The 22,919-nt window shown below is 37.6% G+C and carries 24 protein-coding genes; 15 read left to right on the top strand and 9 right to left on the bottom strand.

What is annotated here, in order from left to right; all coding sequences use genetic code 11:
- The first annotated feature begins 161 nt into the window (after positions 1-161).
- Complete coding sequence (gene mgtE, locus ABD769_RS06980) at positions 162-1,538, top strand: magnesium transporter (RefSeq protein ID WP_344850588.1); 1,377 nt, start codon at positions 162-164, stop codon at positions 1,536-1,538.
- A 9-nt stretch (positions 1,539-1,547) separates the two neighbouring features.
- On the top strand, positions 1,548-2,162 hold the full coding sequence (locus ABD769_RS06985) for an HAD hydrolase-like protein (RefSeq protein ID WP_344850590.1): 615 nt from the start codon (positions 1,548-1,550) through the stop codon (positions 2,160-2,162).
- Positions 2,163-2,565: 403 nt separating this feature from the next.
- Here ABD769_RS06985 and ychF read toward each other — a convergent pair whose 3' ends face one another.
- Positions 2,566-3,666: a redox-regulated ATPase YchF gene (gene ychF, locus ABD769_RS06990; RefSeq protein ID WP_344850591.1), complete on the bottom strand. Its 1,101-nt coding sequence runs from the start codon at positions 3,664-3,666 to the stop codon at positions 2,566-2,568.
- A gap of 200 nt (positions 3,667-3,866) precedes the next feature.
- Between ychF and ABD769_RS06995 the strand changes: the two genes are divergently transcribed.
- Positions 3,867-4,328 (top strand): hypothetical protein, encoded by a 462-nt coding sequence (locus tag ABD769_RS06995; protein WP_344850593.1) that lies wholly within the window; start codon positions 3,867-3,869, stop codon positions 4,326-4,328.
- 71 nt (positions 4,329-4,399) lie between these two features.
- Here ABD769_RS06995 and ABD769_RS07000 read toward each other — a convergent pair whose 3' ends face one another.
- Both ABD769_RS07000 and ABD769_RS07005 read right to left on the bottom strand, forming a co-directional pair.
- Positions 4,400-4,723: a DUF3276 family protein gene (locus ABD769_RS07000; RefSeq protein ID WP_344850595.1), complete on the bottom strand. Its 324-nt coding sequence runs from the start codon at positions 4,721-4,723 to the stop codon at positions 4,400-4,402.
- A 79-nt stretch (positions 4,724-4,802) separates the two neighbouring features.
- Complete coding sequence (locus ABD769_RS07005; RefSeq protein ID WP_344850597.1) at positions 4,803-6,593, bottom strand: ABC transporter ATP-binding protein; 1,791 nt, start codon at positions 6,591-6,593, stop codon at positions 4,803-4,805.
- A gap of 525 nt (positions 6,594-7,118) precedes the next feature.
- On the opposite strand from ABD769_RS07005, the gene ABD769_RS07010 reads away from it, so the two are divergent.
- The 4 genes from ABD769_RS07010 (at position 7,119) to yajC (ending at position 10,064) form a co-directional block, all read left to right on the top strand.
- Positions 7,119-8,207, top strand: coding sequence for a Glu/Leu/Phe/Val family dehydrogenase (locus tag ABD769_RS07010; RefSeq protein ID WP_344850599.1), 1,089 nt, complete (start codon positions 7,119-7,121; stop codon positions 8,205-8,207).
- Positions 8,208-8,257: 50 nt separating this feature from the next.
- Positions 8,258-9,208: a transcription antitermination factor NusB gene (gene nusB, locus ABD769_RS07015; RefSeq protein ID WP_025143849.1), complete on the top strand. Its 951-nt coding sequence runs from the start codon at positions 8,258-8,260 to the stop codon at positions 9,206-9,208.
- A gap of 1 nt (position 9,209) precedes the next feature.
- Positions 9,210-9,668 carry a DUF1573 domain-containing protein gene (locus ABD769_RS07020; protein WP_344850602.1) on the top strand — a complete coding sequence of 153 codons (459 nt, stop codon included), beginning with the start codon at positions 9,210-9,212 and terminating at the stop codon, positions 9,666-9,668.
- Between the two features lie 69 nt (positions 9,669-9,737).
- On the top strand, positions 9,738-10,064 hold the full coding sequence (gene yajC, locus ABD769_RS07025) for a preprotein translocase subunit YajC (RefSeq protein WP_344850603.1): 327 nt from the start codon (positions 9,738-9,740) through the stop codon (positions 10,062-10,064).
- 51 nt (positions 10,065-10,115) lie between these two features.
- Here the strand turns inward: yajC and ABD769_RS07030 are convergent, their stop codons facing one another.
- Complete coding sequence (locus ABD769_RS07030) at positions 10,116-11,060, bottom strand: energy transducer TonB (RefSeq protein WP_344850605.1); 945 nt, start codon at positions 11,058-11,060, stop codon at positions 10,116-10,118.
- 169 nt (positions 11,061-11,229) lie between these two features.
- Here ABD769_RS07030 and ABD769_RS07035 point away from each other — a divergent pair, with 169 nt between their 5' ends.
- From ABD769_RS07035 to ABD769_RS07050, 4 genes are all read left to right on the top strand, one after another.
- On the top strand, positions 11,230-12,177 hold the full coding sequence (locus ABD769_RS07035) for a CdaR family protein (protein WP_344850607.1): 948 nt from the start codon (positions 11,230-11,232) through the stop codon (positions 12,175-12,177).
- Entirely contained in the window at positions 12,177-12,794 is a 618-nt protein-coding gene (gene coaE, locus ABD769_RS07040) for a dephospho-CoA kinase (protein ID WP_344850609.1), read from the top strand. Before ABD769_RS07035 ends, coaE begins: the two co-directional genes overlap by 1 nt.
- A 43-nt stretch (positions 12,795-12,837) precedes the next feature.
- The gene (locus ABD769_RS07045) at positions 12,838-13,779 is read left to right on the top strand and encodes an exonuclease (RefSeq protein ID WP_344850611.1); all 942 of its coding nucleotides are present in this window, start codon (positions 12,838-12,840) and stop codon (positions 13,777-13,779) included.
- 240 nt (positions 13,780-14,019) lie between these two features.
- On the top strand, positions 14,020-14,163 hold the full coding sequence (locus tag ABD769_RS07050) for a C1orf53 family protein (protein WP_158674084.1): 144 nt from the start codon (positions 14,020-14,022) through the stop codon (positions 14,161-14,163).
- An 80-nt stretch (positions 14,164-14,243) separates the two neighbouring features.
- On the opposite strand, the gene ABD769_RS07055 is transcribed toward ABD769_RS07050, so the two are convergent.
- From ABD769_RS07055 to ABD769_RS07075, 5 genes are all read right to left on the bottom strand, one after another.
- The gene (locus ABD769_RS07055; protein WP_344850614.1) at positions 14,244-14,846 is read right to left on the bottom strand and encodes a Uma2 family endonuclease; all 603 of its coding nucleotides are present in this window, start codon (positions 14,844-14,846) and stop codon (positions 14,244-14,246) included.
- A gap of 5 nt (positions 14,847-14,851) precedes the next feature.
- Positions 14,852-15,451, bottom strand: a complete 600-nt coding sequence (locus ABD769_RS07060; RefSeq protein WP_344850616.1) for a Uma2 family endonuclease — start codon at positions 15,449-15,451, stop codon at positions 14,852-14,854.
- 157 nt (positions 15,452-15,608) lie between these two features.
- Positions 15,609-16,325, bottom strand: coding sequence for a ZIP family metal transporter (locus ABD769_RS07065; protein ID WP_344850618.1), 717 nt, complete (start codon positions 16,323-16,325; stop codon positions 15,609-15,611).
- Positions 16,326-16,328: 3 nt separating this feature from the next.
- Positions 16,329-16,892, bottom strand: coding sequence for a phosphatase PAP2 family protein (locus ABD769_RS07070; RefSeq protein WP_344850620.1), 564 nt, complete (start codon positions 16,890-16,892; stop codon positions 16,329-16,331).
- Complete coding sequence (locus ABD769_RS07075) at positions 16,889-17,620, bottom strand: class I SAM-dependent methyltransferase (protein ID WP_344850622.1); 732 nt, start codon at positions 17,618-17,620, stop codon at positions 16,889-16,891. The genes ABD769_RS07070 and ABD769_RS07075 overlap by 4 nt, the downstream gene beginning before the upstream one ends.
- 314 nt (positions 17,621-17,934) lie before the next feature.
- On the opposite strand from ABD769_RS07075, the gene glmM reads away from it, so the two are divergent.
- The 4 genes from glmM (at position 17,935) to ABD769_RS07095 (ending at position 22,727) form a co-directional block, all read left to right on the top strand.
- A complete protein-coding gene (gene glmM / locus ABD769_RS07080) occupies positions 17,935-19,320 on the top strand; it encodes a phosphoglucosamine mutase (RefSeq protein WP_344850624.1) in 1,386 nt (461 codons plus the stop codon).
- A 131-nt stretch (positions 19,321-19,451) separates the two neighbouring features.
- Positions 19,452-20,600 (top strand): cysteine desulfurase family protein, encoded by a 1,149-nt coding sequence (locus ABD769_RS07085; protein ID WP_344850627.1) that lies wholly within the window; start codon positions 19,452-19,454, stop codon positions 20,598-20,600.
- Between the two features lie 947 nt (positions 20,601-21,547).
- Positions 21,548-21,751, top strand: a complete 204-nt coding sequence (locus ABD769_RS07090) for a hypothetical protein (protein WP_344850630.1) — start codon at positions 21,548-21,550, stop codon at positions 21,749-21,751.
- Between the two features lie 76 nt (positions 21,752-21,827).
- Positions 21,828-22,727, top strand: coding sequence for an MBL fold metallo-hydrolase (locus tag ABD769_RS07095; RefSeq protein WP_344850633.1), 900 nt, complete (start codon positions 21,828-21,830; stop codon positions 22,725-22,727).
- The last annotated feature ends 192 nt before the right edge of the window (positions 22,728-22,919 follow it).

Consider the following 22,919-nt stretch of genomic DNA (forward strand, 5'->3'; position numbering starts at 1 on the left):
TCCCTAACATTCCCTGCATGTTGGCTTTATGCACCTGTCTTTTTAAATTAGCCTGTTTAATACACGGATTTTAGGGGCTTGGGTTGGCTTTTTAGGAAATAAAAATGCACCTTTGCGAACCGTAATAGAGGTTTAGGCATGTAATAAATTAAATTTGATGTATGGAAGAAATAGTTGTGGAAGAAATTCAGGAACTACTTGAAAAAGAGAATGATAAAGCTTTAAAGCAATATCTCGATCAACTGAATATTTCGGATGTTGAAGAACTGATTGATGAACTTCCACAATATGCAGCTAAATTTATCGAAACCCTATCCCTCAACAGGGCTGTAAACGTATTCAGGATCCTGGATTTTCCTACCCAGGAGCGTATTATTAAAAAACTTTCGGGCAATAAACTGAACCAGATCATCAAAGACCTGCCACCAGACGACCGTACGGCACTTTTTAGTGAGTTAAAAGGCGATGTGGTAAAAAAGATGATTACCCTTTTACCCCCCGAAGAACGTAAAGAATCGCTCGCACTTTTAGGTTATAAAGAAGATAGTATCGGTCGTTTAATGACGCCGGATTACATCGCTGTAAAACCCGAATGGTCCATTACCCGCGTTTTGGCACACATCAGGCGTTATGGCAAAAACTCCGAAACCATCGATGTGGTATATGTCATTGATAAGGACGGGGTATTATTAGATGATATCCGTATCCGTGAGGTTTTACTGGCCGATCCGGAAGCCATTATAGGCGAACTTACCGATAAACGTTTCATTGCACTAAAAGCTAACGATCCGCAGGAAGATGCGATCAACATCTTCAGGATGAATAACCGTGTGGCTTTACCCGTTGTGGATGAAAGTAATATCCTGTTGGGAATCGTTACCGTTGATGATATTTTGTGGATTGCGAACGAAGAATATACAGAAGATATGCATAAAATAGGGGGTACCGAAGCCCTTGATGAACCTTATCTCGATATTCCGATCTTAAAACTTGTAAAAAAACGTGCTGGCTGGCTGATTGTGCTGTTTCTTGGCGAAATGTTAACCGCAACCGCTATGCAGCATTTCGAAATCGAACTCGAAAAAGCAGTGGTTTTATCGTTGTTTATTCCATTAATCATGAGTAGCGGGGGGAATAGTGGTTCGCAGGCTTCTACCTTGATTATTCAGGCCATGGCCCTTGGCGAAGTTACCATAGCCGAATGGTGGCGCGTTATGCGCCGCGAGTTGGTATCGGGCGCTTTACTTGGCATTATTTTAGGTACAATTGGTTTTATCCGCATTATAACCTGGCAGGAATTGCATCTTTACAACTACGGTCCACATTGGTTTTTAATTGCCACAACCATATTTTTTACTTTGGTTGGCATTGTGTTGTGGGGCAGTTTAATCGGTTCGATGATGCCTATTATTTTGAAAAAACTGAAACTTGATCCGGCCACTTCTTCAGCGCCATTTGTAGCAACCATGGTAGATGTAACCGGGATTGTAATCTACTTTAGTGTTGCCGTATTGATTTTAAAAGGCGTTTTACTTTAAACTTATATCATGCAGAAGAAAATTACCACACTTTTTACCGATATCGGCGGCGTTTTATTAACCAATGGCTGGGACAGGCAGGCAAGGGGAGAAGCAGCCGTACTCTTTAACCTCGATTCTGTTGATCTCGAAGAACGTCATCACCTTACTTTCGACACTTATGAAGTGGGTAAACTAACGCTTGATGAATATTTAGAAAGGATTGTTTTCTTCGAAGAACGTAGCTTTAGTTATGATGACTTTAAGGAATTCATGTTCAAAAAATCACTTCCTTATCCCGAAATGATCCGGTTGATCTGCGAACTTAAAAAGAAATACAATTTAAAAGTAGCCGTAATCAGTAATGAGGGCAGGGAATTGAATCAATACCGCATCAACACCTTTAAACTGAATGAATTTGTCGATTTTTTTGTGTCGTCAAGTTTTGTGCATTTCCGCAAGCCAGATGCTGATATTTTTAAAGTAGCCATCGATATTTCGCAAAGTGATGTAGAAACCAGTTTGTACATTGATGACAGGATGCTTTTTGTGCAGGTTGCTGAAGGTTTGGGTTTGAGGGGCATTCATCATAGCAGCTACGAAGATACCAAAACACAATTAGCCGCTTACGGGTTGGAGGTTTAAGTTTGTAATTATTCCCGCAGATTTCACTAATTCGCGCAGAATCAATAAAAAGTACCTTCATTGCGAGGAGGAACGACGAAGCAATCTTTCCTGCTTGTGATACATTCAAGAAAGATTGCTTCGTCGGCTGAAAAAGCCTTCTCGCAATGACGAATTTGGCGGCTTATTGTTGTGCTATAATTCCTCTGTAATTTATGCAATAAATTATTCCTAGAAATGACAGTAACTTTTGAGGTTGTAAGCATTAACCATCTTTCATTCATATTGACTTTTACAGAATAAATTACTACCTGTAAACATAGTTCCGTGTAAATCCGTGCATCCGTGGCAAAAACCTTGGCAAAAAGCACTATAACAAAAAAGCCACTCGCAAGAGTGGCTCTGTGTAATTTATATTTAGCTTTTAAACATTAAACCTGAAGTGCATGATGTCGCCATCCTCCACTACATAAGTTTTTCCTTCTACACCAAGCTTACCAGCATCTTTACAAGCATTTTCAGAACCCAGCGTTACAAAATCGTTATATTTAATTACCTCTGCACGGATAAAACCCTTTTCAAAATCAGTGTGGATTACACCTGCAGCCTGTGGTGCCGTAAAACCTTTGGTAATCGTCCAGGCCCTAACTTCTTGTACACCAGCTGTGAAGTAGGTGTAAAGGTTTAATAATTTATAAGCCGCGCGGATCAGTTTATTTACACCAGATTCAGTTAAACCTAAATCGGCTAAAAATTCCTGACGCTCTTCGTAGCTTTCCAGTTCAGCAATTTCCGATTCAATTTTTGCAGAAATTACCAGAACTTCTGCATTCTCATCAGCAACATTTGCCTTTACTAAATCAACATATTTATTGCCTGTAACTACAGATGCTTCATCAACATTACAAACATACATCACCGGTTTTTGGGTAAGTAAACCTAAATCTTCAATAAAATCGAAATCTTCCTGTGCCAAAGGTGCAGTACGGACAGATTTACCGCTTTCTAGGTGTGATTTAACTACGGTTAGAATTTCGTAGGTACGTTTAGCATCCTTATCACCGCCGGTTTTAGCCATTTTCTCTACCTTTTGAATCCGTTTATCAACCGTATCCAAATCTTTAAGCTGTAACTCCGTATCAATAATTTCACGATCGCGGATCGGATCAACAGAACCATCCACGTGGATAACGTTTCCATCATCAAAGCAACGTAAAACGTGGATAATGGCGTTTGTAGCACGGATGTTCCCTAAAAACTGGTTTCCCAGGCCTTCACCTTTCGATGCACCTTTTACCAAACCGGCAATATCTACAATCTCAATGGTATTGGGTTGCACCTTATTTGGCTTTACCAGCTCAGCAAGTTTAGTTAAACGATCATCAGGTACTGTAATTACGCCAACATTGGGCTCAATTGTACAAAAGGGAAAGTTTGCTGCCTGCGCCTTTGCATTTGATAAACAGTTAAAAAGAGTCGATTTTCCCACATTTGGTAAACCAACTATACCACATTGTAATGCCATTATTTATTAGTCTTTAAGTCTTTAGTACACAGTCTTTAGTCGGTAATCGCTTTATCCATCAAATCATCCATCTTACATTTTCAGTATTACATCTCCGCTAAAACCGCGCAAAGATAAGCTTTTAAAACCTTTATTTAAACCCTTGCTATTGTATCAAATCTATATTTTATCTATGTTTAGCCGAAAATACAGATACATAAATGGAAGATTTTGAAAAAGAAGTGCCTCAGGAAGTAAAATTAATCGTTACCGAAGAAATGCGGAGTTACTTTTACGATATGAGTAAATGGGCCCGGTTTTTATCAGTTGTGGGTTTTGTTATCTCGGCATTTCTAACCTTAGGCTCGTTTGGTATAGGGGCTGCAGTTACTGCTAATCCAGGAATGCTCAATCAATTAGGTCCGTTAGCTGGCATCGGCGCTACAGGGATTACCATATTTTACCTGCTACTGGCTTTGTTCTTTTTTTACCCGAGTTTATTGCTGTTCCGTTTTTCTACAAAAGGTAAACAGGGAATTTTGTTCGGCGACCAGGAAAATTTAAACGATGCCATTGCCCATGTAAAATCGCTATTTAAATTTTGGGGAATCCTTACAATCATATTTATTGCAAGTTACTTCCTGCTGCTATTGGCGGTGCTCGCAGGCGGAGGCATAAAATAAAATATTACGCACACAAAAAAGCCTCCCTGTTTTTTAAAATCAGGAGGCTTTTTTTATTGAAATTATATTACTTAAAAAGTAAAATCGTCGTTTGATCTGGTACTATGTTCTCCATTTTCAGAGTATTCATAGCGTTTTTCAACCACATCCTGGTGGGTTTTGATATAATCAACAGTTTCGTTTAATCCTTCTGTAAATTTTTCAAAGTCTTCTTTATATAAAAAGATTTTATGTTTTACAAACACACCGTCTTCTAATCTTTTCTTGCTCTCGGTAACTGTTAAATAATAATCACCCGATCTAGTAGCCTTCACGTCGAAGAAATAAGTTCTCTTACCTGCTCTTACTTTCTTTGAAAAAACTTCTTCTCTTTCCTTGTTGTCGAATTCTCCCATGGTTGGTATTGATGTTGGTTTTTGGTTTCGGTAAATATAAAGCAAATATTTAAAGTTCAAAATACAATTTTAATACAATTTAAATCGTTCGCGTTTCCTCCTCCAAAAGCTGGTTGTTATAAAGCTCCGTATAGCTGCCGTTTTTACTAAGTAATTCATTGTGTGTGCCTTGTTCGATGATTTTTCCATTATCAAGCACTAAAATCTTATCCGCATTTTTAATGGTAGAAATCCGGTGGGCAATTAAAATACTTGTTTTTCCGGCCATAATTTTGCCCAGGTTTTGCAATATTTCTTCCTCCGTTTTGGTGTCAACAGCCGAAAGACAGTCGTCAAATATTAAAATCTTTGGCGATTTAATCAGTGCTCGGGCAATAGAAACCCTTTGTTTTTGTCCGCCAGAAAGCGTAATGCCACGTTCGCCAAGCATCGTTTCAAATTTTTCTTCAAAACCGATAATATTGGTATAAACCGACGCATTTTTCGCAGCTGTATGCACTTCTTCATCGGTAACCGTATCTAAACCAAAGGCTATGTTGTTCTTTATCGTGTCCGAAAACAGAAAAACCTCCTGTGGTACAAAACCAATCTGGCCACGGTAATCTTTCAAATTTAGTGCTTTAATATTTTTGCCATCAATGTCAATTATTCCATTTTCTACATCATACATCCGCATAATCAGGTTGGCCAATGTCGATTTTCCTGAACCTGTTTTCCCGATAATTGCTACAAATTCGCCACAGTTAATCTCAAAACTTACGTCTTTTAGGGCTTCAATGCCTGTATCCGGATAGGTAAAACTTACTTGATCGAATTTGATATTGCCTGATAAAGTCCTTTCCGAAGTTTCTTTTGACTGAATATCAGATGGGATATCCAGAAATTCGTTAATCCTTTTCTGCGAGGCTGCAGCCCTTTGGATCAATGAGGTTACCCAGCCGAGCATCGTTACCGGAAAGGTTAACTGATTGATGTAAATGATAAATTCCGCAATATTTCCTGCCGTAATGCTGCCATTCATTACCTGGATGCCACCTATATATATGGTTAAAATCGTACTTAAGCCAATTAATAATAGCATGGTAGGATAAAACAACGCCGATACTTTAACCAGGCTCATCGAGTCCTTTTTGTAATCATTGCTCTGGATTTCGAACATATTACGCGTATAATCTTCACGCACGTAAGATTTGATGATTCTGATGCCCGAAAAACGTTCCTGTACAAAACTCGAAAGGTCTGATAAGCGTTCCTGTATTTTTCCGCTCTTTTTAAAAATCAACGTATTTACGTAATAAATAATTACCACCAAAAAGGGAAGGGGCAATAAACAATACACAGCCAGTTTAGAATTTACGTCAAACATCGACCAGATAATGAGTACCGATAGCACAAACGTATTAATGGTGTACATAATTGCCGGACCAACGTACATCCTCACGCGGTTAACATCCTCTGTAGCGCGGTTCATTAAATCGCCCGTATTATTCCTGCGGTAAAAGCCCAGGCTAAGCTCCTGGTAATGCTGATAAATATCGTTTTTCATGTCAAATTCGATATGCCGCGACATTAAAATAATGGTTTGCCGCATAAAGAATAAGAAAAGTCCACGCAATAAATAAAGCACAATAACCAAAAGGCCGAAATATAAGAGGTTGCTGCTAAAAATATCGTAAATAATCGCCTGACGATCAAAACCATGAAAAAGATTAAAAATCTGGATGTTTTCCGTAATCAGATCCACGGCGTAACCAATCACCTGTGCCGGCACCACACCAAAAATATTAGAAATCACCACGAAAATACTTCCGGGGATAATCCACCATTTGTATTTGAGAAAGTATTTGTTTAATCGGCTCAGATGTTTCATGTTGTACAAACTTAGATAATTTTGTTATTTCATGCGGCATATTTATACATTCAGACTTAAGCTTTAAAAAATAATGACAGTTTGGGATGTAAAAGGGAAGATGTGAAATGGAAGGTGTAGGATAACTCAGCTGTGCTCAGGTGGCTTAGGTGGTTCATTATTATTCAGAAAAGCAAGGTTCGGTGCTTTTGGGGTACTTCAGTCCTGCTATCGCTTCAAGTCCTCTCCCGATGCTAATTTAGTGCCGATTCATCGGTAACGAATCGGGATGCGGGCTTTCCGCTTGATCAGGTTTATTTAAAATAAGCCTGTAGGTTTTGTCATCCTGAGGCACGAAGGATCTTCTTGTTCCAAGCCCAGGTTCGTGTCTCTACAAACAAACGTAATTTACCCAAATAATACTTTTTTGAACAAATAACTTTGTTTATTTAATCCCGTTCGAATTAATTTTGTTATAGTTTCGTTAAATACGTGTAATAATGGTTTTTTATTTTAATTTTGCAGCAGGTTAGCCGAACGTTTAATATGCCAGCAAATTCTCCGTCAGATTCATCAATTTTAGATCAATTAAGTGCTTATGGGCATAAAAAATTGGTTTTCTGTAATGATCCCGATACAGGTTTAAAAGCAATTATTGCTATACACGATACCACTTTAGGCCCTGCTTTAGGCGGAACACGGATGTGGAGTTATTCTACCGAAAGCGAAGCCCTGGAAGATGCCCTTCGTTTATCACGCGGAATGACCTATAAAGCCGCCATTACAGGTTTAAATCTTGGTGGTGGAAAAGGCGTTATCATCGGCGATTCGAGAAAAGATAAAACAGAAACTTTAATGCGCAGCTACGGCAGGTTTATTAAAAACCTGAACGGCGAATTTATTACAGCTGAAGAAATGGGTACTAACACACGCGATATGGAATATATCCGTATGGAAACCACCCATGTTACCGGTGTTCCCGAATCAATCGGTGGTGCAGGTAATCCCGCTCCTTTTACAGCACAAGGTGTTTATTTAGGTATTAAAGCCAGCGTTAAAGAGGTTTTTGGTACCGATATGCTGGCCGGCCGAACCATTGTAGTACAAGGAATTGGTAACGTTGGCGAACATTTGGTTGCTTTGTTAAGAAAAGAAAATGCCGAAGTACTCATCAGTGATATTAACCAGGAGCAGTTAACCTATGTTGCAAGGAAATATAAAGCTAAACCAATAGAGGCAGATAAAATTTTCACTACCGATGCCGATGTTTATGCCCCATGTGCCATGGGTGCTACGGTTAACAACAAAACCATCGAAAAAATGAAATTTGCAATCATTGCAGGTTCAGCAAATAATCAGTTAAAAGATGAGCTTTTAGATAGCCAATTACTTTTGAAAAAAGGAATTTTATTCGCACCGGATTATTTAATTAATGCGGGTGGGTTAATTTCATGCTATTCTGAACTAACTGGTTTTGGTAAAAAACGTACCGTACAGCTTACCGAAAATATTTATGATGCTACCCGTAGCGTAATAAAATTAAGCAAAGCTGAAAATATTTCAACAAATATTGCCGCAAACCAGATTGCCGAAAAACGGATTGCAGATGTTAAAAAAATTAAATCGTCATATTAAATCATAATTATTAAAACAGGTTTTAAAAAACCACACTCGTTCTTACATTCATGTTAAACAGAAGGCACTTAAGAATCAAAGCTTTGCAAAACATTTTTGCATGGCACATGGCAGACAAAAAAGACATTAAAGGTGATTTAAAAACCTTAATGCAAAGTATCGATAGCGTGTACGAAATGTACATCTGGATGCTCTCTTTAATGGTAGAAGTTACCGAATTTACTGCTAACGACGCGGCCGAACGCGCAAACAAATTCATTAAAACAGCAGAGGATATCAATCCGAACATGAAATTGCTACACAATAAGTTTAGCATTTTACTGCAGCAGAATCCAGAATATGTTTCTGCAATTAAAAAGTACAAGGTAGATTGGGGTTTCGATCCGGAAATCCGTAAAACGGTGTACAATTCTTTAAAAGCATCTAAAGAATATGCCGATTATCTTGCTGATCCAAACGAAAGTTTAGAATCGTCAAAAGACATTATTAAATACATTTTCAGGAAAATCATCTTAAAAAATCAGGCAATTTTGCAGGTTTTTGAAGAGAAATTTATCAACTGGCAGGTAGATCATGAAGTAATGAAAGGTATGGTGGCCAAAACCCTGAAAAACTTTACTTTCGACGATCCATTTAAAAACAAACTGACCGAAATTAGTGCTGATTGGGTGGAAGACAGTAAATTTGTACAGGATCTTTTCGTACATACCTTACAAAACGACGCCAAATATCAGGAAATGATTGCCGACAGAACTAAAAACTGGGAATCAGAACGTATTGCGCTTATGGATACCATTTTGATGAAAATGGCCATTTGTGAGCTGTTAAATTTCCCGTCTATTCCGGTTAAAGTAACCATCAACGAATATTTAGAGTTATCAAAAGATTACAGTACACCGAAGAGTAATTCATTTATAAACGGTATTTTAGACAAAATTTTAGGCGATCTTAAGAAAAATAACACCATTAAAAAGATTGGCCGCGGATTAATCGAAGAATAACATGAAAAGAACATTTATCCTGGCTATAGCTGCACTTTCATTTGCAGCATGCCGCAATGCAAATAATCAGACGTCAGAAACTAAATCGACAGTTTCTGTAGGTAACGATACTTCAAAAACGGCTAAAGTGGCCCCTGCAGATGCACCCGTTATTGTTTTTGAACGTGATATTTACGATTTCGGTAAAATAGAGCAGGGCGAAAAAGTGCTACACGATTTCAAGCTTAAAAATACAGGTAAAACCCCTCTTATTGTTACCAATGCAACAGCAACCTGTGGTTGTACTATTCCTCAAAAGCCAGGTCAGCCAATCTTACCAGGTAAAGAAGGTATTGTTAGCGTAGTTTTTAACAGTGAGGGCAAAATGGGCATGCAGGATAAAGTGATAACCATTACTTCAAATGCAAATCCTACTGTTTCTACTGTTCATTTGGTAGGAGAGGTACTTGCCAAAAAATAATTTGGTTGATGATGATAAGCGTTAAAGCTTTAATATCAGCTATTTAAAACACAAACAAAAAAATAAGAAATGACATCAACAGTAATTTTACAGGCAGCAGGAGGATTTGATCCAAGACAATTAATCATGTTTGGAGCAATTGCACTGGTATTCTACTTTTTTATGATCCGTCCTCAGCTTAAAAAAGCTAAAGACCATAAAAAATTAATCAGTGAATTGAAAAAAGGAGACAAAATTGTAACCACAGCAGGTATCCACGGCCGTATTGCCGATATGAACGAAACTACTTTCTTAATCGAGGTTGAAGGTGGTGTAAAAATCCGTTTTGATAAATCTGCCGTTTCTTTGGATGCTACAAAAGCAACTACAACGCCTGCAGCAGCTCCTAAAGCTTAATATTTAAAACAAAATAGTAAAAACGCCATCCTTTGTGATGGCGTTTTTTGTTTAGCGCTGTGCCAAATTAATGTTGATATTATATTTTACCCTTACCGGAATACCATGCTGCTTTCCGGGTATCCATTTTGGACACTCATTTAAAACCCTCACTGCTTCTTCCTGAGTACCATAACCTAAGCTGTTTTTAAACTCATAATCCGTCAGGCTGCCATCTTTCTCTACTACAAAAGTGATATATAACCTGCCATTTACCCTGTTTCTGAGCGCTTCGGAAGGGTATTTATAATTCCGGCCCAAATATTTATAAAATTCGGACATTCCGCCCTTAAATTCAGGTTGTTGCTCCATTTTATCATATTGTATCTGGTTTCCATCTGCCAATGTACTTGTTCCTGATTTAAAAACGCCATGCTCATAAACTTCTTCATAACTGGTTTTTATGCCGGTTCCTTTCCAGGTTCCGTCTTTATAACCATTAACATAATTTCCTTCCTCCGTAAACCCTCCTTTATCCGTTTGTTTATACAGTCCGTTACCATCTTTGATAAACTGATTGCCTAAAGAATCTATTCCGGTTACCCATTTTCGCTGTTGCTTGCCAGGATTGTTACCCTGTTCATCATACAGAAAAACGTTTTCAAGTTTCCCATTGTCGTAATAATAAGAACATTCACCAACCAGCACTCCATTTTTAAAATTAACTTTTGAAGTAAGAACCCCCTGTTTATTATAACCCTGAAACAAGCCTCCATAAACAATATTTGGATCAAATTTCGAAATGCTTGCCAAAGTTTTTTCCGTATTATCCGGATAAAATTCATACAGGCGGTACAGCGATGGGGTATCCGTTTCTTCTATTACCCTTCGGTAATCATAATTGCTTTTATTTTCGGTAACCATGCCTTTTTTAAAATAAGTAACCATTGTTCTCTTTTGGGCGTAGGTAGTGAAGAAGAAGGTAGTTGTAAGCAGCGTTAAAATATATTTTTTCATGATAGTATAATATCTACTACGAATATAGTTATCTAATGTTATTTCAATACAATTAGTGCATTAATTTCTCAATAAATGGATTAGTTTTTGAGCGGCTGTTTAGTTTTGTTACATTTGACAATATTGCTGTAAGAAGTAATTTTTTTACATCATTTTTTTACATTGTGTTATGCCCTTCATCAGATTAACGAAGATTGAAAAAAGACGTGTTTTTAGTTTACTGGCCTGCCTGCTGCTTGCCGTAGCTGCATGGCTTTTTATGGCACTTAACAACAAGTATATTTATGTAGCTAAAACGGTTCTGGTTTTTAAAAATGAACCTACCAAAAGGGCATTTTATCCCTTACAGTCTGATACGATAGATTTACAGGTGGAGGGAACAGGTTGGCAGCTATTATTTGCCCGATTAAGAATCAGTCCGCCTTCTGTAAACGTCAATTTAAGCCAGCTTAATTCAAAAGATTTTATTGTTTTTTCCGATCAGTTGTTCAATATTAACAGGCAGCTGGAAAGTACACAAAAAGTAATTTCTGTTAAGCCCGATACGCTTTATTTCGATTTTACCAAACGCGTAGTGAAAAAAGTACCTGTAAAACTGGTTGATAAGCTGGGTTTTGTAAAACAATACGGCATTGCAAGCGAAGTGATGCTTAATCCAAAATATGTTAAAGTGGCTGGCCCGACAGAGGAACTTGCTAAAATAACTTTTTGGCCAACCGATACATTGAAATTGGATAAAATACAGAGCAGTATTACTACAAGGGTAGCTTTACAGCACAGTATCCATAAAAATGTGAGTATTTCTCCCTCATCTGTAGAGGTGAAATTACCCGTTGATGAATTTACAGAGAAAACCATCGAAGTTCCTTTAAAAGTAATCAATAATAAGAACTATAACAGTATAAGGCTTTACCCTAAAAAGGTAAAAGTTTCCTTTTTAGTGGCCTTAAGTAATTACGATCAGGTTGATGAAAGTTTTATTACCGCCACTATAGATGTAGATGAATGGCAAATTTTAAAACACCGGCAGTTTACCGTGAAGATCACCGAGTTTCCTGATTATTGTAAGCTGGTGAATGTAGTTCCATCCAAAATTGATTTCATAGTAGAAAAATAATGTATAAAGTAGGCATAACAGGTGGTATAGGCAGTGGAAAAACAACGGCCTGCAGGGTTTTTGAAGTATTAGGGATTCCTGTGTTTTATGCCGATACCGTGGCTAAAGAAATCATGACCCAAGATGTGTTATTGATAGAAGGGGTTAAAACGGCTTTTGGTGATGAAAGTTATTTTGAAGACGGAAAACTCAATAATAAGCACATTGCCGGCATTGTTTTTAATAATGAAAAAGCGCTTGCTCAATTGAATGCTTTGGTGCATCCGGCGGTTTTCAGGGCTTTTGACGCATGGGAATCCACCATTCCCGCTACAGTTCCTTACACCTTAAAAGAAGCTGCAATTTTGTTCGAAAGTGGCTCTTATAAATTGTGCGATACGACGATTCTGGTTACAGCCCCTTACGAAATCAAAATAAAACGTTTAATGCAACGCGATGGTGTTACTGAAGAACAAGTGAAAGCCCGCATGGATAAACAGCTTAGCGATGAGGAAAAGTCAAGGCTGGCCGATCATTTTATCTTGAACGATGAGCAGCAATCTATCATAGAGCAGGTTTTAGCTTTACATCAACAATTTCTTAAGTTGGCTACAGCATTTAAAAGCGATAATTTTTAATCTCCTTAAATCATACCATCCTTAAATCCTATTCATCTTAATAATGATTTTAGAAGATTTTATTACCATTACCCCAACGGGTTTATATTGTATTTACGGCGATTTTTACCTCGATCCGCAACAGCCAGTTAAAGAAGCAGTTGTTTCACACGCACATGGAGATCATGCCATTGGAGGAAGCCAGAATGTATATTGCACAGCGGCAACGGCAAGCTTCATGAAGCATCGTTACCGCAAATTTGCTGCTGTCGATTTTTTTACCAAAAGCTATCATCAAACCTTTAAAATAAAAGATGTTTCCATTACTTTCTATGCAGCTGGACATATTTTAGGTTCTGCGCAGGTTTTAATGGAATACAAGGGCGTTAAATATCTATACACCGGCGATTATAAAATAGAACCCGACACAACTTGTGAGCCTTTTGAATTTATGGAGGCTGATGTGTTGATCACAGAGAGTACCTTTGCCGATCCCGAAACCAAGCACCCCTCACCAGTTGATGAAATTAAAAAACTGAACACAACCAATGCGAATATCATGCTTGGTGCTTATGCCTTGGGTAAAAGTCAGCGGATTATTCAACTGCTGAACGAACATTGCCCAACCAGGAACATTATGGTTCATTTTAGCATTATGCCCTTCAATAAAATATATGATGATTATGGCATAAATTTGGGCAATTATAAAATGTACGATAGGAAAGTGATGAAAAACCACCACGAACAACAGGTATATATAGTTCCGCCTATGGTTTTTCATAGCTATCACAAAGCAATTAATGTGGTACGGGCCTTTGCGTCCGGCTGGAAAAACCTGCAGCAACAAAATGGAATTTCGCTGTATATTTCCGATCATGCCGATTGGAGTGCTATTTTAGAAACTATCGAAAAAGTAAAACCCAAGCAGGTATGGACTTTGCACGGTGATGGTAAGCAACTTAAAGACTATTTTAAAGATAAACTGGAAGTTAAAATACTTAATTAGTGAATGATTAATGAATGACTGAAGGATGGAATAACCGAATGAATGATTTAATGAATGAGAGAATGACTGAAGGATGGAATAACCGAATAAATGATTTAAGGAATGATTGAGTGGTTAAAGGTAAAATATTCTATCATTCAAAATTCACCAATTCACTCATTCAAAACTTTGGGCATAAACATTCTATCATTCAAAATTCAGTCATGCTACATTCTCTAATTCAATCATTCAAAATTAACAATGAAAGAAGGCGAAGATTTCTATTTTAATGAAGATGGACTGATGGTTTTTACCGAAGCCTATCATCTAAAACGAGGATATTGTTGCAAAAACAAGTGTAAACACTGTCCCTGGGGATTTGGGAAGAAAAAGGAGAAGAAGTAATTCAGTTGGCAATTATTTAAATCAATTTACAGTTGTAATTGCAGTGGTATTTAACTTTGAACCCAAAATTCAGGCTTGGATTACTTTTTATCAAAGCGAACATGATTGTAAATATCATTTAAGGCTACATCAAATTCCATCGAAATTAAACTTAGGGTATCAGATATTTCCCTGTGCTCGTTAAGTTTCCAGTTATTTTCATCGTCAATGTAAAAGGCCTGAACACAAACCGATTCAGAATCGATCATAATGTATTCTTTTAATGAGGGAATATCTTTATAAAGTGTGAATTTCTTCCCCTTATCATAATTTTTAGTTGAAGGAGATAAGATTTCGATGATTACCGTTGGTAAAATCGAGGTGTCTTCATCAAATTCGCTATGTGTTAATCCATTACAATAAATGGATATATCAGGATAAGTGAATAACGTATTTTCAGGAATGTTCATTCGCATATCACTCCCATAAGGTCTGCAGGGTTTGCCCTTTAGTTTATTGCCTATTTCTATAAAAACATTGCTGAAAATCTCATTATGATTATTACCAGCGCCCGACATGGCAAATATCTCACCTTGGTAATATTCATGTTTAACTGTTGCTTCTTTTTCCATCTCCAGGTATTCTTCAACAGTGTAACGTCTTTTTTGATAGGCAACAGCCGGTTCATTTACAATCTCATCCATATTGCTTAAGCCTTAAAATTAACATATTTATAAATATCGCTTAGCGCTATATTAAATCCCATTGATACCAAAGTTAAGGTATCAGATATTTCTTTGTATTCAGTAAGCAACCAATTCTTTTCATCATTCACATAATAAGCCTCAACCGAGACAGATTCCGAATCGATCATGATATATTCCTTTAATGAAGGAATGTCTTTATACAGTTTGAATTTTTTGCCTCTGTCGTAATTTTTTGTTGAAGGCGAAAGAATTTCAATAATTACTGTTGGTTGCAGTATGGTGTCTTCATCTTCACTTAAATGTTTGATTTCGTTACAATAGACGGAAATATCGGGATAAGTAAATAAGGTGTTTTCAGGGATATTCATTCTCATATCGCTTCCGAAAGGAATGCATGTTGAACCTTTTAGTTTAGAAAAAAGAAGTCCGAAAACATTTGAAAATATAAGATTATGGTTAAAGGTCGCACCAGACATTGCAAATATCTCACCCTGAAAATATTCGTGCTTTTCTGTTGATTCCTTTTCCATCGCTAGGTATTCCTCAACGGTATAACGCCTTTTTTGACAGGCTACAAGAGGCTCATTAACAATCTCATCCATAAACGAATTTACCTGATTTAATTGTATTGTTCGCAAAGATTAAACGGTTAAACGTTTAAAAACGACTACAGAGTTAAGTTAACTTTTTGAAATGATTAATCGGGTAACTGTTTAAATTGGTGAACTGAAAATTGCCAACTGTTAATTAAAAACTTAACTAATGTCCCGCAAAGAAACCAATCAGTGCCACGCCAATCCCCAATAATACAGCTATCATTTTTCGTGTGTTGATTTTATGATCGGCACTCGATTCGAATAGGATGGTAGTAGAGATATGCAGGAAAATACCGATAACAATACCCATGATTTTATTAAAGTAAGCATCTAAACCACCAATGGTACCATTGCTTAGTCCCACGCTTACATAAAAACCAATTGGAGCCATTACGGCAAATAAAATGAGATAAAGTACGATGCTGCTCTTTTTAAAATGATTTTGCATTAATATACTGGCCAATGCAAAAGCCGCCGGGATATGGTGTAGCGCAATGCCAAAAATCAGTTCATTATGCTGTTCTTTTGCTAATGGCATCCCTTCTAAAAAGGCATGTAAACATAAGCTGATCATAATGCCGAAAGGAAAAACATGTCCGTCGTGGTGTTTATGGATGTGTCCATGTTCCACGCCTTCTGAAAACTGCTCTAAGAAAATCTGCAACAAAAAGCCGATCAGGATAAACACACCAATCTGCCACTTATCCGGTCCGCTGTAGGCATCCGGAATTAAATGTAAAACGGTAATCGCAAACAAATAAGCCCCGCTGAAAGATAAAATCAGTTTCAGTAGTTTAGATTTATCACTCTTTACCAAAAAAATAGCTGTTCCACCTAAAAAGGCACAGAAAAAGAGCACACAGAGTTTCCAGATTTCCATAGGTTAAAAATCAGGTTGTAATTTTTTAAATATTCGCGAGCAGATAAACCCGATTGTAATGCCCAGCAAAGCACCGGTGGTTACATCAACAGGATAATGTACACCCACATAAACCTGCGCGAAACTGATAATAAACGCCCAGAATAAACCAATGGGTAAAATAGGTTTCCACCTGCTGTAAAAAACGCATATTAAAAACACGGCTATCGCAAAATGGTTGGTGGCATGTGCAGAAGGAAAACTCAATCCGCTGCCGCAGGGTACCCGGTGGATAATATCGTTAGCCAGGCTCATATCATTACAGGGCCTCACCCTCGAAACCCATGGTTTTACCACCCTAGATGCAATTAAATCGCCCATGGCAAAGGTGAAAAGTACCATGCCGATAATGTAATAACCTTGTTTTTTGTACTGTTTAATACAAAATACAATGATAAAAAGATAAAGCGGCGACCAAAAAAAACGGTTACGCATTAAAGGCATCAGCCAATCAAAAAAGCTGTTTGAAAGTCCGCGGTGGATTTTCAGAAACAATTCTACATCAAATTGCTGGATGCTTTCTATCATGCTTTTTTACAGATTAAAATTAAGCGGTCGGAGGTAGATTGGTCAAAATCGTCTAAAGCATAACTGCCGAATGTTTTTTCGATCAGCATTCCTGCTTTGGTAAGCATGCGTTGAAAATCTTCAAAACTAAATGCCTGCACCCGTTCTTCGAAATTATATACCTTATGTTTGTCTTCAAAATTTATCTTTTTGATAATTTTTCCATCAACAACATTTTTGGTAATGTTGAAAGTGATGCCGTCGAGAGATTTAACTTCACAAGAGTTTAAATTGCGGATAATTTTTTCGGTGTTAAAATAATCCAGCACCAATATACCATCGGCTGTTAAACATTTTCTAAAGGTTTTAAGGGCATTTACATGGTCTTTCTCGGTATCAAAATAGCCAAAACTGGTAAACAGGTTTAAAGCCACATCAAAATAGTTGATGTAAAACAGCCTGCGCATATCGTGCACCAGAAAATGCAGTTTGTTGTTTTCGAACTGTTTGGCGTATTTGATGCTTTGTTCAGAAAGATCAATCCCGGTAACATCAAAGCCTTTTTTATTCAGATAAATCGAGTGTCGGCCTTTGCCACAGGCAATATCCAGCATTTTTGCATCGGTTTTTGGATGGAGGTATTCCGTAAGTTTATCGATGAAAAATTCGGCTTCAGCATCATTTCGTTGTTGATATAGAATATGATAATATGGCGAATTAAACCAATATTGAAACCACTTGCGCTGCATATAAAAGCCGTTTTTATCTTAAAAAGATGCAAATATAAGGTTTTACAACCGCTAGTAAAGTCAGAATGTGCTTTTATGCAATAAAGTTGCAAGAATATTATGATTTGATTTTTTTACAACTAAAAATAAACGCTAAAAACGAAAAATATTTTTGAAGGTAAAACACACGTTTGATTTTAATAACCTTGCTAATTCTACCAAATACATCGTGTACCTAGATATAAAAACAATGTAAATTTGCAGCGCAAAACGTTGCTGAATAGCGGCTATCTTGTTTTTTTTGTTATTTTTGAGCCTCAAATAAATTATACACGGTGACTTTAATAAAATCGATTTCAGGAATACGCGGAACCATAGGCGGAAGGGCTGGCGACGGCTTAACGCCATTTGATATTGTGAAATTTACAGCGGCTTTTGGTAGCTGGGTAGTACAAAAAACAGGCAATAAACGGATAGTTTTAGGTCGCGATGCCCGTATTTCGGGAGAAATGGTAAATAACCTCGTAATCGGGACTTTACAGGGCTTAGGCATTGAAGTAATCGACCTGGGTTTATCAACTACGCCAACTGTAGAAGTTGCAGTACCGGATGAAAATGCAGGTGGAGGGATTATTTTAACAGCCAGCCATAACCCGAAACAATGGAATGCTTTAAAATTATTAAACGCCAGCGGCGAATTCATCAGCGATGCTGACGGTAAAGAGGTGCTGGATTTAGCAGAAAGTGCTGATTTTGATTTTGCTGATGTAGATAAATTAGGGAAAGTAATTAAAAACGATTCTTACCTTCAAAAACACATCGATAAAGTTTTAGCATTGCCTTTGGTAGATGTTGAAGCCATTAAAAAAGCCGATTTTAAAGTTGTAATCGACTGTGTAAATTCTACAGGAGGTATTTTTATCCCAGCATTATTAAAAGCTTTAGGTGTTAGCAAAGTAGTTGAACTATATTGTACGCCAGACGGACATTTCCCACACAATCCTGAACCGCTGCCAGAAAATTTAACCGAAATATCGAAAGAAGTTCAAAAACAAAATGCCGATTTAGGTATTGTGGTTGATCCGGATGTAGACCGTTTGTGTTTTGTAAACGAAGATGGAAGCATGTTTGGCGAAGAATATACTTTGGTTGCTGTTGCCGATTATGTATTAAAAAATACACCTGGAAATACGGTTTCTAACCTTTCATCAACCCGTGCATTACGCGATGTTACCGAAAGGGCAGGATCAGAATACAATGCTTCGGCAGTGGGCGAGGTGAACGTGGTAAACAAAATGAAGGCTACAAACGCGATTATTGGTGGCGAAGGAAACGGTGGTATCATTTACCCTGAATCGCATTATGGCAGAGACGCTTTGGTAGGTATTGCTTTATTTTTAACACATTTAGCTAAATTTGGCAAATCAATCTCTGTTTTAAGGGCAAGTTATCCTCAATACCACATTTCTAAAAATAAAATTACCCTTACGCCTGAAATGGATATCGATAATTTGTTGAAACAGGTAGAAGAAAAATACAAAAACCAGCCATACAGTACTATTGATGGCTTGAAAATAGAATTTGATAAAACCTGGGTACATTTACGTCGTTCGAATACCGAGCCGATCATCAGGATTTATAGTGAGGCTGAAAATGAAACCATTGCCGAAAATCTGGCAAATAAGATTATTTCAGACATTAAAGAAATATTACACCTTTAATCCTCAAAAGGATTTTAGGCTTAAGCATAACGGTCAGGACTTAATAAAACGATTAAGTCCTGATCATTTTAAACAGAGAAGTTGATTAGCAAAACCCCTCTGCAACACACTAACTTTAAATATTCGTAGAAATGAAAAGGGTCTATTTAGATAATGCGGCCACAACGCCTTTAGATGCGGCAGTAATTGCGGAAATGACAAATGTGATGGAAAACTATTTCGGTAATCCATCTGCCATTCATGCGCTTGGTCGCGAGGTGCGGACGCTCGTAGAAAAAGCCCGTAAAACCGTTTCTGGTCTGTTAAACGCATCACCTTCCGAAATATTTTTTACTTCTGGTGGTACCGAGGCCGATAATACTGCTATTCGTTGCGGTATTGCCGCATACGGTATTAAACATGCTATAACCTCTAAAATTGAGCACCACGCTGTTGAACATACGCTAAATACGATGCTTAAAAATGGTGAGATCGATAAATTAAGTTTCGTTAACATTGATGAAAAAGGTAATGTTGACTACAATCATTTAGAAGAACTCCTTCAAAACAACGAACGCACTTTTGTTTCGTTAATGCATGCCAACAATGAGTTGGGCACCTTGACTGATATGGTTAAAGTGGGTGATATCTGCGAAAAATATAATGCCATTTACCATGCCGATACGGTGCAAACCATGGGCCATTATCCACATAATGTAAGGGAGCTCAAAGCACATTTTATTGTTTGTGCGGCACATAAACTCCACGGACCAAAAGGTGTTGGGTTTTTATACGTAAACAGTAATATCAAAATCCCACCGATGATTTACGGGGGTGCGCAGGAGCGTAACATGCGTGGCGGTACCGAAAACGTATATGGTATTGTTGGCCTGGCCAAAGCTTTAGAAATAGCTTATGCAGAAATGGCCGAACACCAGGCGCATATTCAGGGCTTAAAAGATTATTTAAAAGAACAGTTAATTGCAGAAATCCCGGGTATTGGCTTTAATGGTGAAACCTATGCCGATAAAAGTTTATATACAGTGCTCAATGTTTCTTTCCCTGAAATGGATATGGCCGATATGTTGTTATTTAACCTGGATATCAATGGTATCTGCGCTTCGGGCGGTAGTGCCTGTTCATCCGGCTCAAATATCGGTTCGCATGTGTTAAACGGCATCAATGCCGATCCAAACCGTCCGTCGGTGCGTTTTTCGTTTAGTAAATATACCACTAAAGAAGACTTGGATTATGTAATCGAAAAAGTTAAAATGGTAGTGAAGCAGAATGCTTTAGCATAAAATATCATTAACCAAATAGTAGAGTCCCGGTGCAGATCGGGACTTTTTTTATGGGCAAAATAATTCAATAATGATTTTTTGGAAAGCAGGTCTAGCTTTCATTTTAATGTTAGTCCTGCTTTTCGCTCATACGCCCGCAGGCCTTAGGCGCCTGGCCGGTATCCGCTTTAATCAGGTTTAGGTACAGCTTTATTGCTGATATTTGCGGTTTAATGGCATGATGCAAAGTGGGATTTTTAGGCACCCTGCAACCCCAAATAGGATTACCGGCCGTGCCACCTAAACCTGATCGGAACGGACACGAGTGCAACGAAGTAAAGTGCAGAGCAGGACTGCATTTACCTAAATGCATCTGCAATTGATTTCCAAAAAAAACACGCTTTTAAAATTTTAACACATAATTACCAAACAGCTGAAAATTAACTTGCAAAACCCAATAATTAACCTTATATTTAATTAAACATAAGGCAATCCACGCCATTTTACCTGTTGTTCCTGAACGAAACCTTATCAAACACCTCTTGGTATAAGGTTAAGCAAATTTTAAAATAGCTTTAATATTATTAAAATTGTTAACCCTGAAAGCCAGCCTGGTTTTCAATAATTTATATCATCATGGAAACGAACCACAACACTCAAAATCTGGAAAACGCTAAACTGGAAGAAAAATTAAATGAAGAAAGGAAACACATCTACAAGTTTATCTTCAATCCCTTTTCTTTTGAATCTTCGAACCATTTTAATAAAATCCACAAAAGGAGGTTTCATTCTTTTGGCTGCATCCATGAATTAGGAAAATTGCCCGGGGCAATGTTGTAATCGGGAAAGGTAAAGTTATATTTCCTTTACTGGAAATAGTCTGCAGGTATAAATCCCATTCTCAAAACAACTATTAAAAACAATCTTATTTTTCGCTTGTTGCTATAGTACATCAATTTACAATTACTATGGAAACGAATAAAGAAAAAGGTAAAGTTGTTGAGAACGATTTACTGGATAATACCGCCGAAGATATTAAAGAGGATAGAACACTGGATGATAACAAATCATCGAAAGTAACTACCAATCTGTTCAACAAAGATAAAGACCGCAAGAACAATAGTTTTGGTCCGGGGCACGAGCCAGGCACTACGCCGGGATCGGGAATATAAATTTTGTTAATTCACGATCAAAATCATTAAATTTAAACCACAGCATTTGCTGTGGTTTTTTTAGCTTAATCCCAAAATGGAAAGAAGAAATTTTATCAAAAATTCGGCATTGGCCATGGCCCTGCTTTCAATTTATAAAACAAATGTTTTTGCACAGCAAGACTTATTCCGTGCCTATAATTTTAAACCACTTCGAAATGATGTGGGTATATTTATTGAGCAGGGCGGAACCATTGGCTGGTTAAATTCGAGCAATGGTTTTGTGGTGGTAGATGCGCAATTCCCGACAACAGCACCACACGTGATTGAAGAATTAAAAAAATTGGGCGAAAAACCTTTCAAATACCTGATCAATACACATCACCACGGCGATCATACCGCCGGGAATATATCATTTAAAGGATTGGCAGAAAAAGTTGTTGCGCATCAAAATTCGTTGGTTAATCAGAAAAAAGGTGCAGAAAAGGCAAATAATTTAGATAAACAGTTACTGCCCGATACTACTTTCGGTACAAAATGGAGCGCAAAAGTAGGCAACGAAAATATCAAAGCTTATTATTATGGTTCTGGCCATACCAATGGCGATGCCGTTTATCATTTCGAACATGCCAATATTGTACATGTTGGTGATCTGGTTTTCAACCGTAAATTTCCATACATTGATAGAGAAAATGGTGCACACATTGGTAACTGGATTACTGCTTTAGATAAAATCCAGAACCAGTTTGATAACGATACGCTGTTTATATGGGGGCACAGCCTCGATCCGGAAAAAGTAACCGGAACCAAAGCCGATGTTAAAGCTTACCAAAATTATCTTCAGAGCCTGCTAACTTTTGTGGGTGGCGAAATCAAAGCAGGTAAAAGCAAAGAAGATATCCTTAAAGCAACTACTATTCCAAATGCACCCGAATGGCAGGGTGAAGGCATCCAGAGGAGCTTAACCGCTGCTTATGATGAGTTGAAAGGGGTTTAATTCTCATATTCAAAAATAAAAGTCGTCATCTCGACCGGAGCATGGCGGAGTGGAGAGATCTATCTCGAGACAGATTTAGCTTCGCTGAGCCTGCGGGTTCTCGACTGCGCTTCGCTCCGCTCGAAATGACGGTAACTATTAAGGATCATTTGCCAAATCTTTTTTCAATTTATAAACGTTCTATATTTAAAA

The organism is Pedobacter jeongneungensis (assembly GCF_039538295.1).
In the GTDB taxonomy this organism is placed as follows: Bacteria; Bacteroidota; Bacteroidia; order Sphingobacteriales; family Sphingobacteriaceae; genus Pedobacter; species Pedobacter jeongneungensis.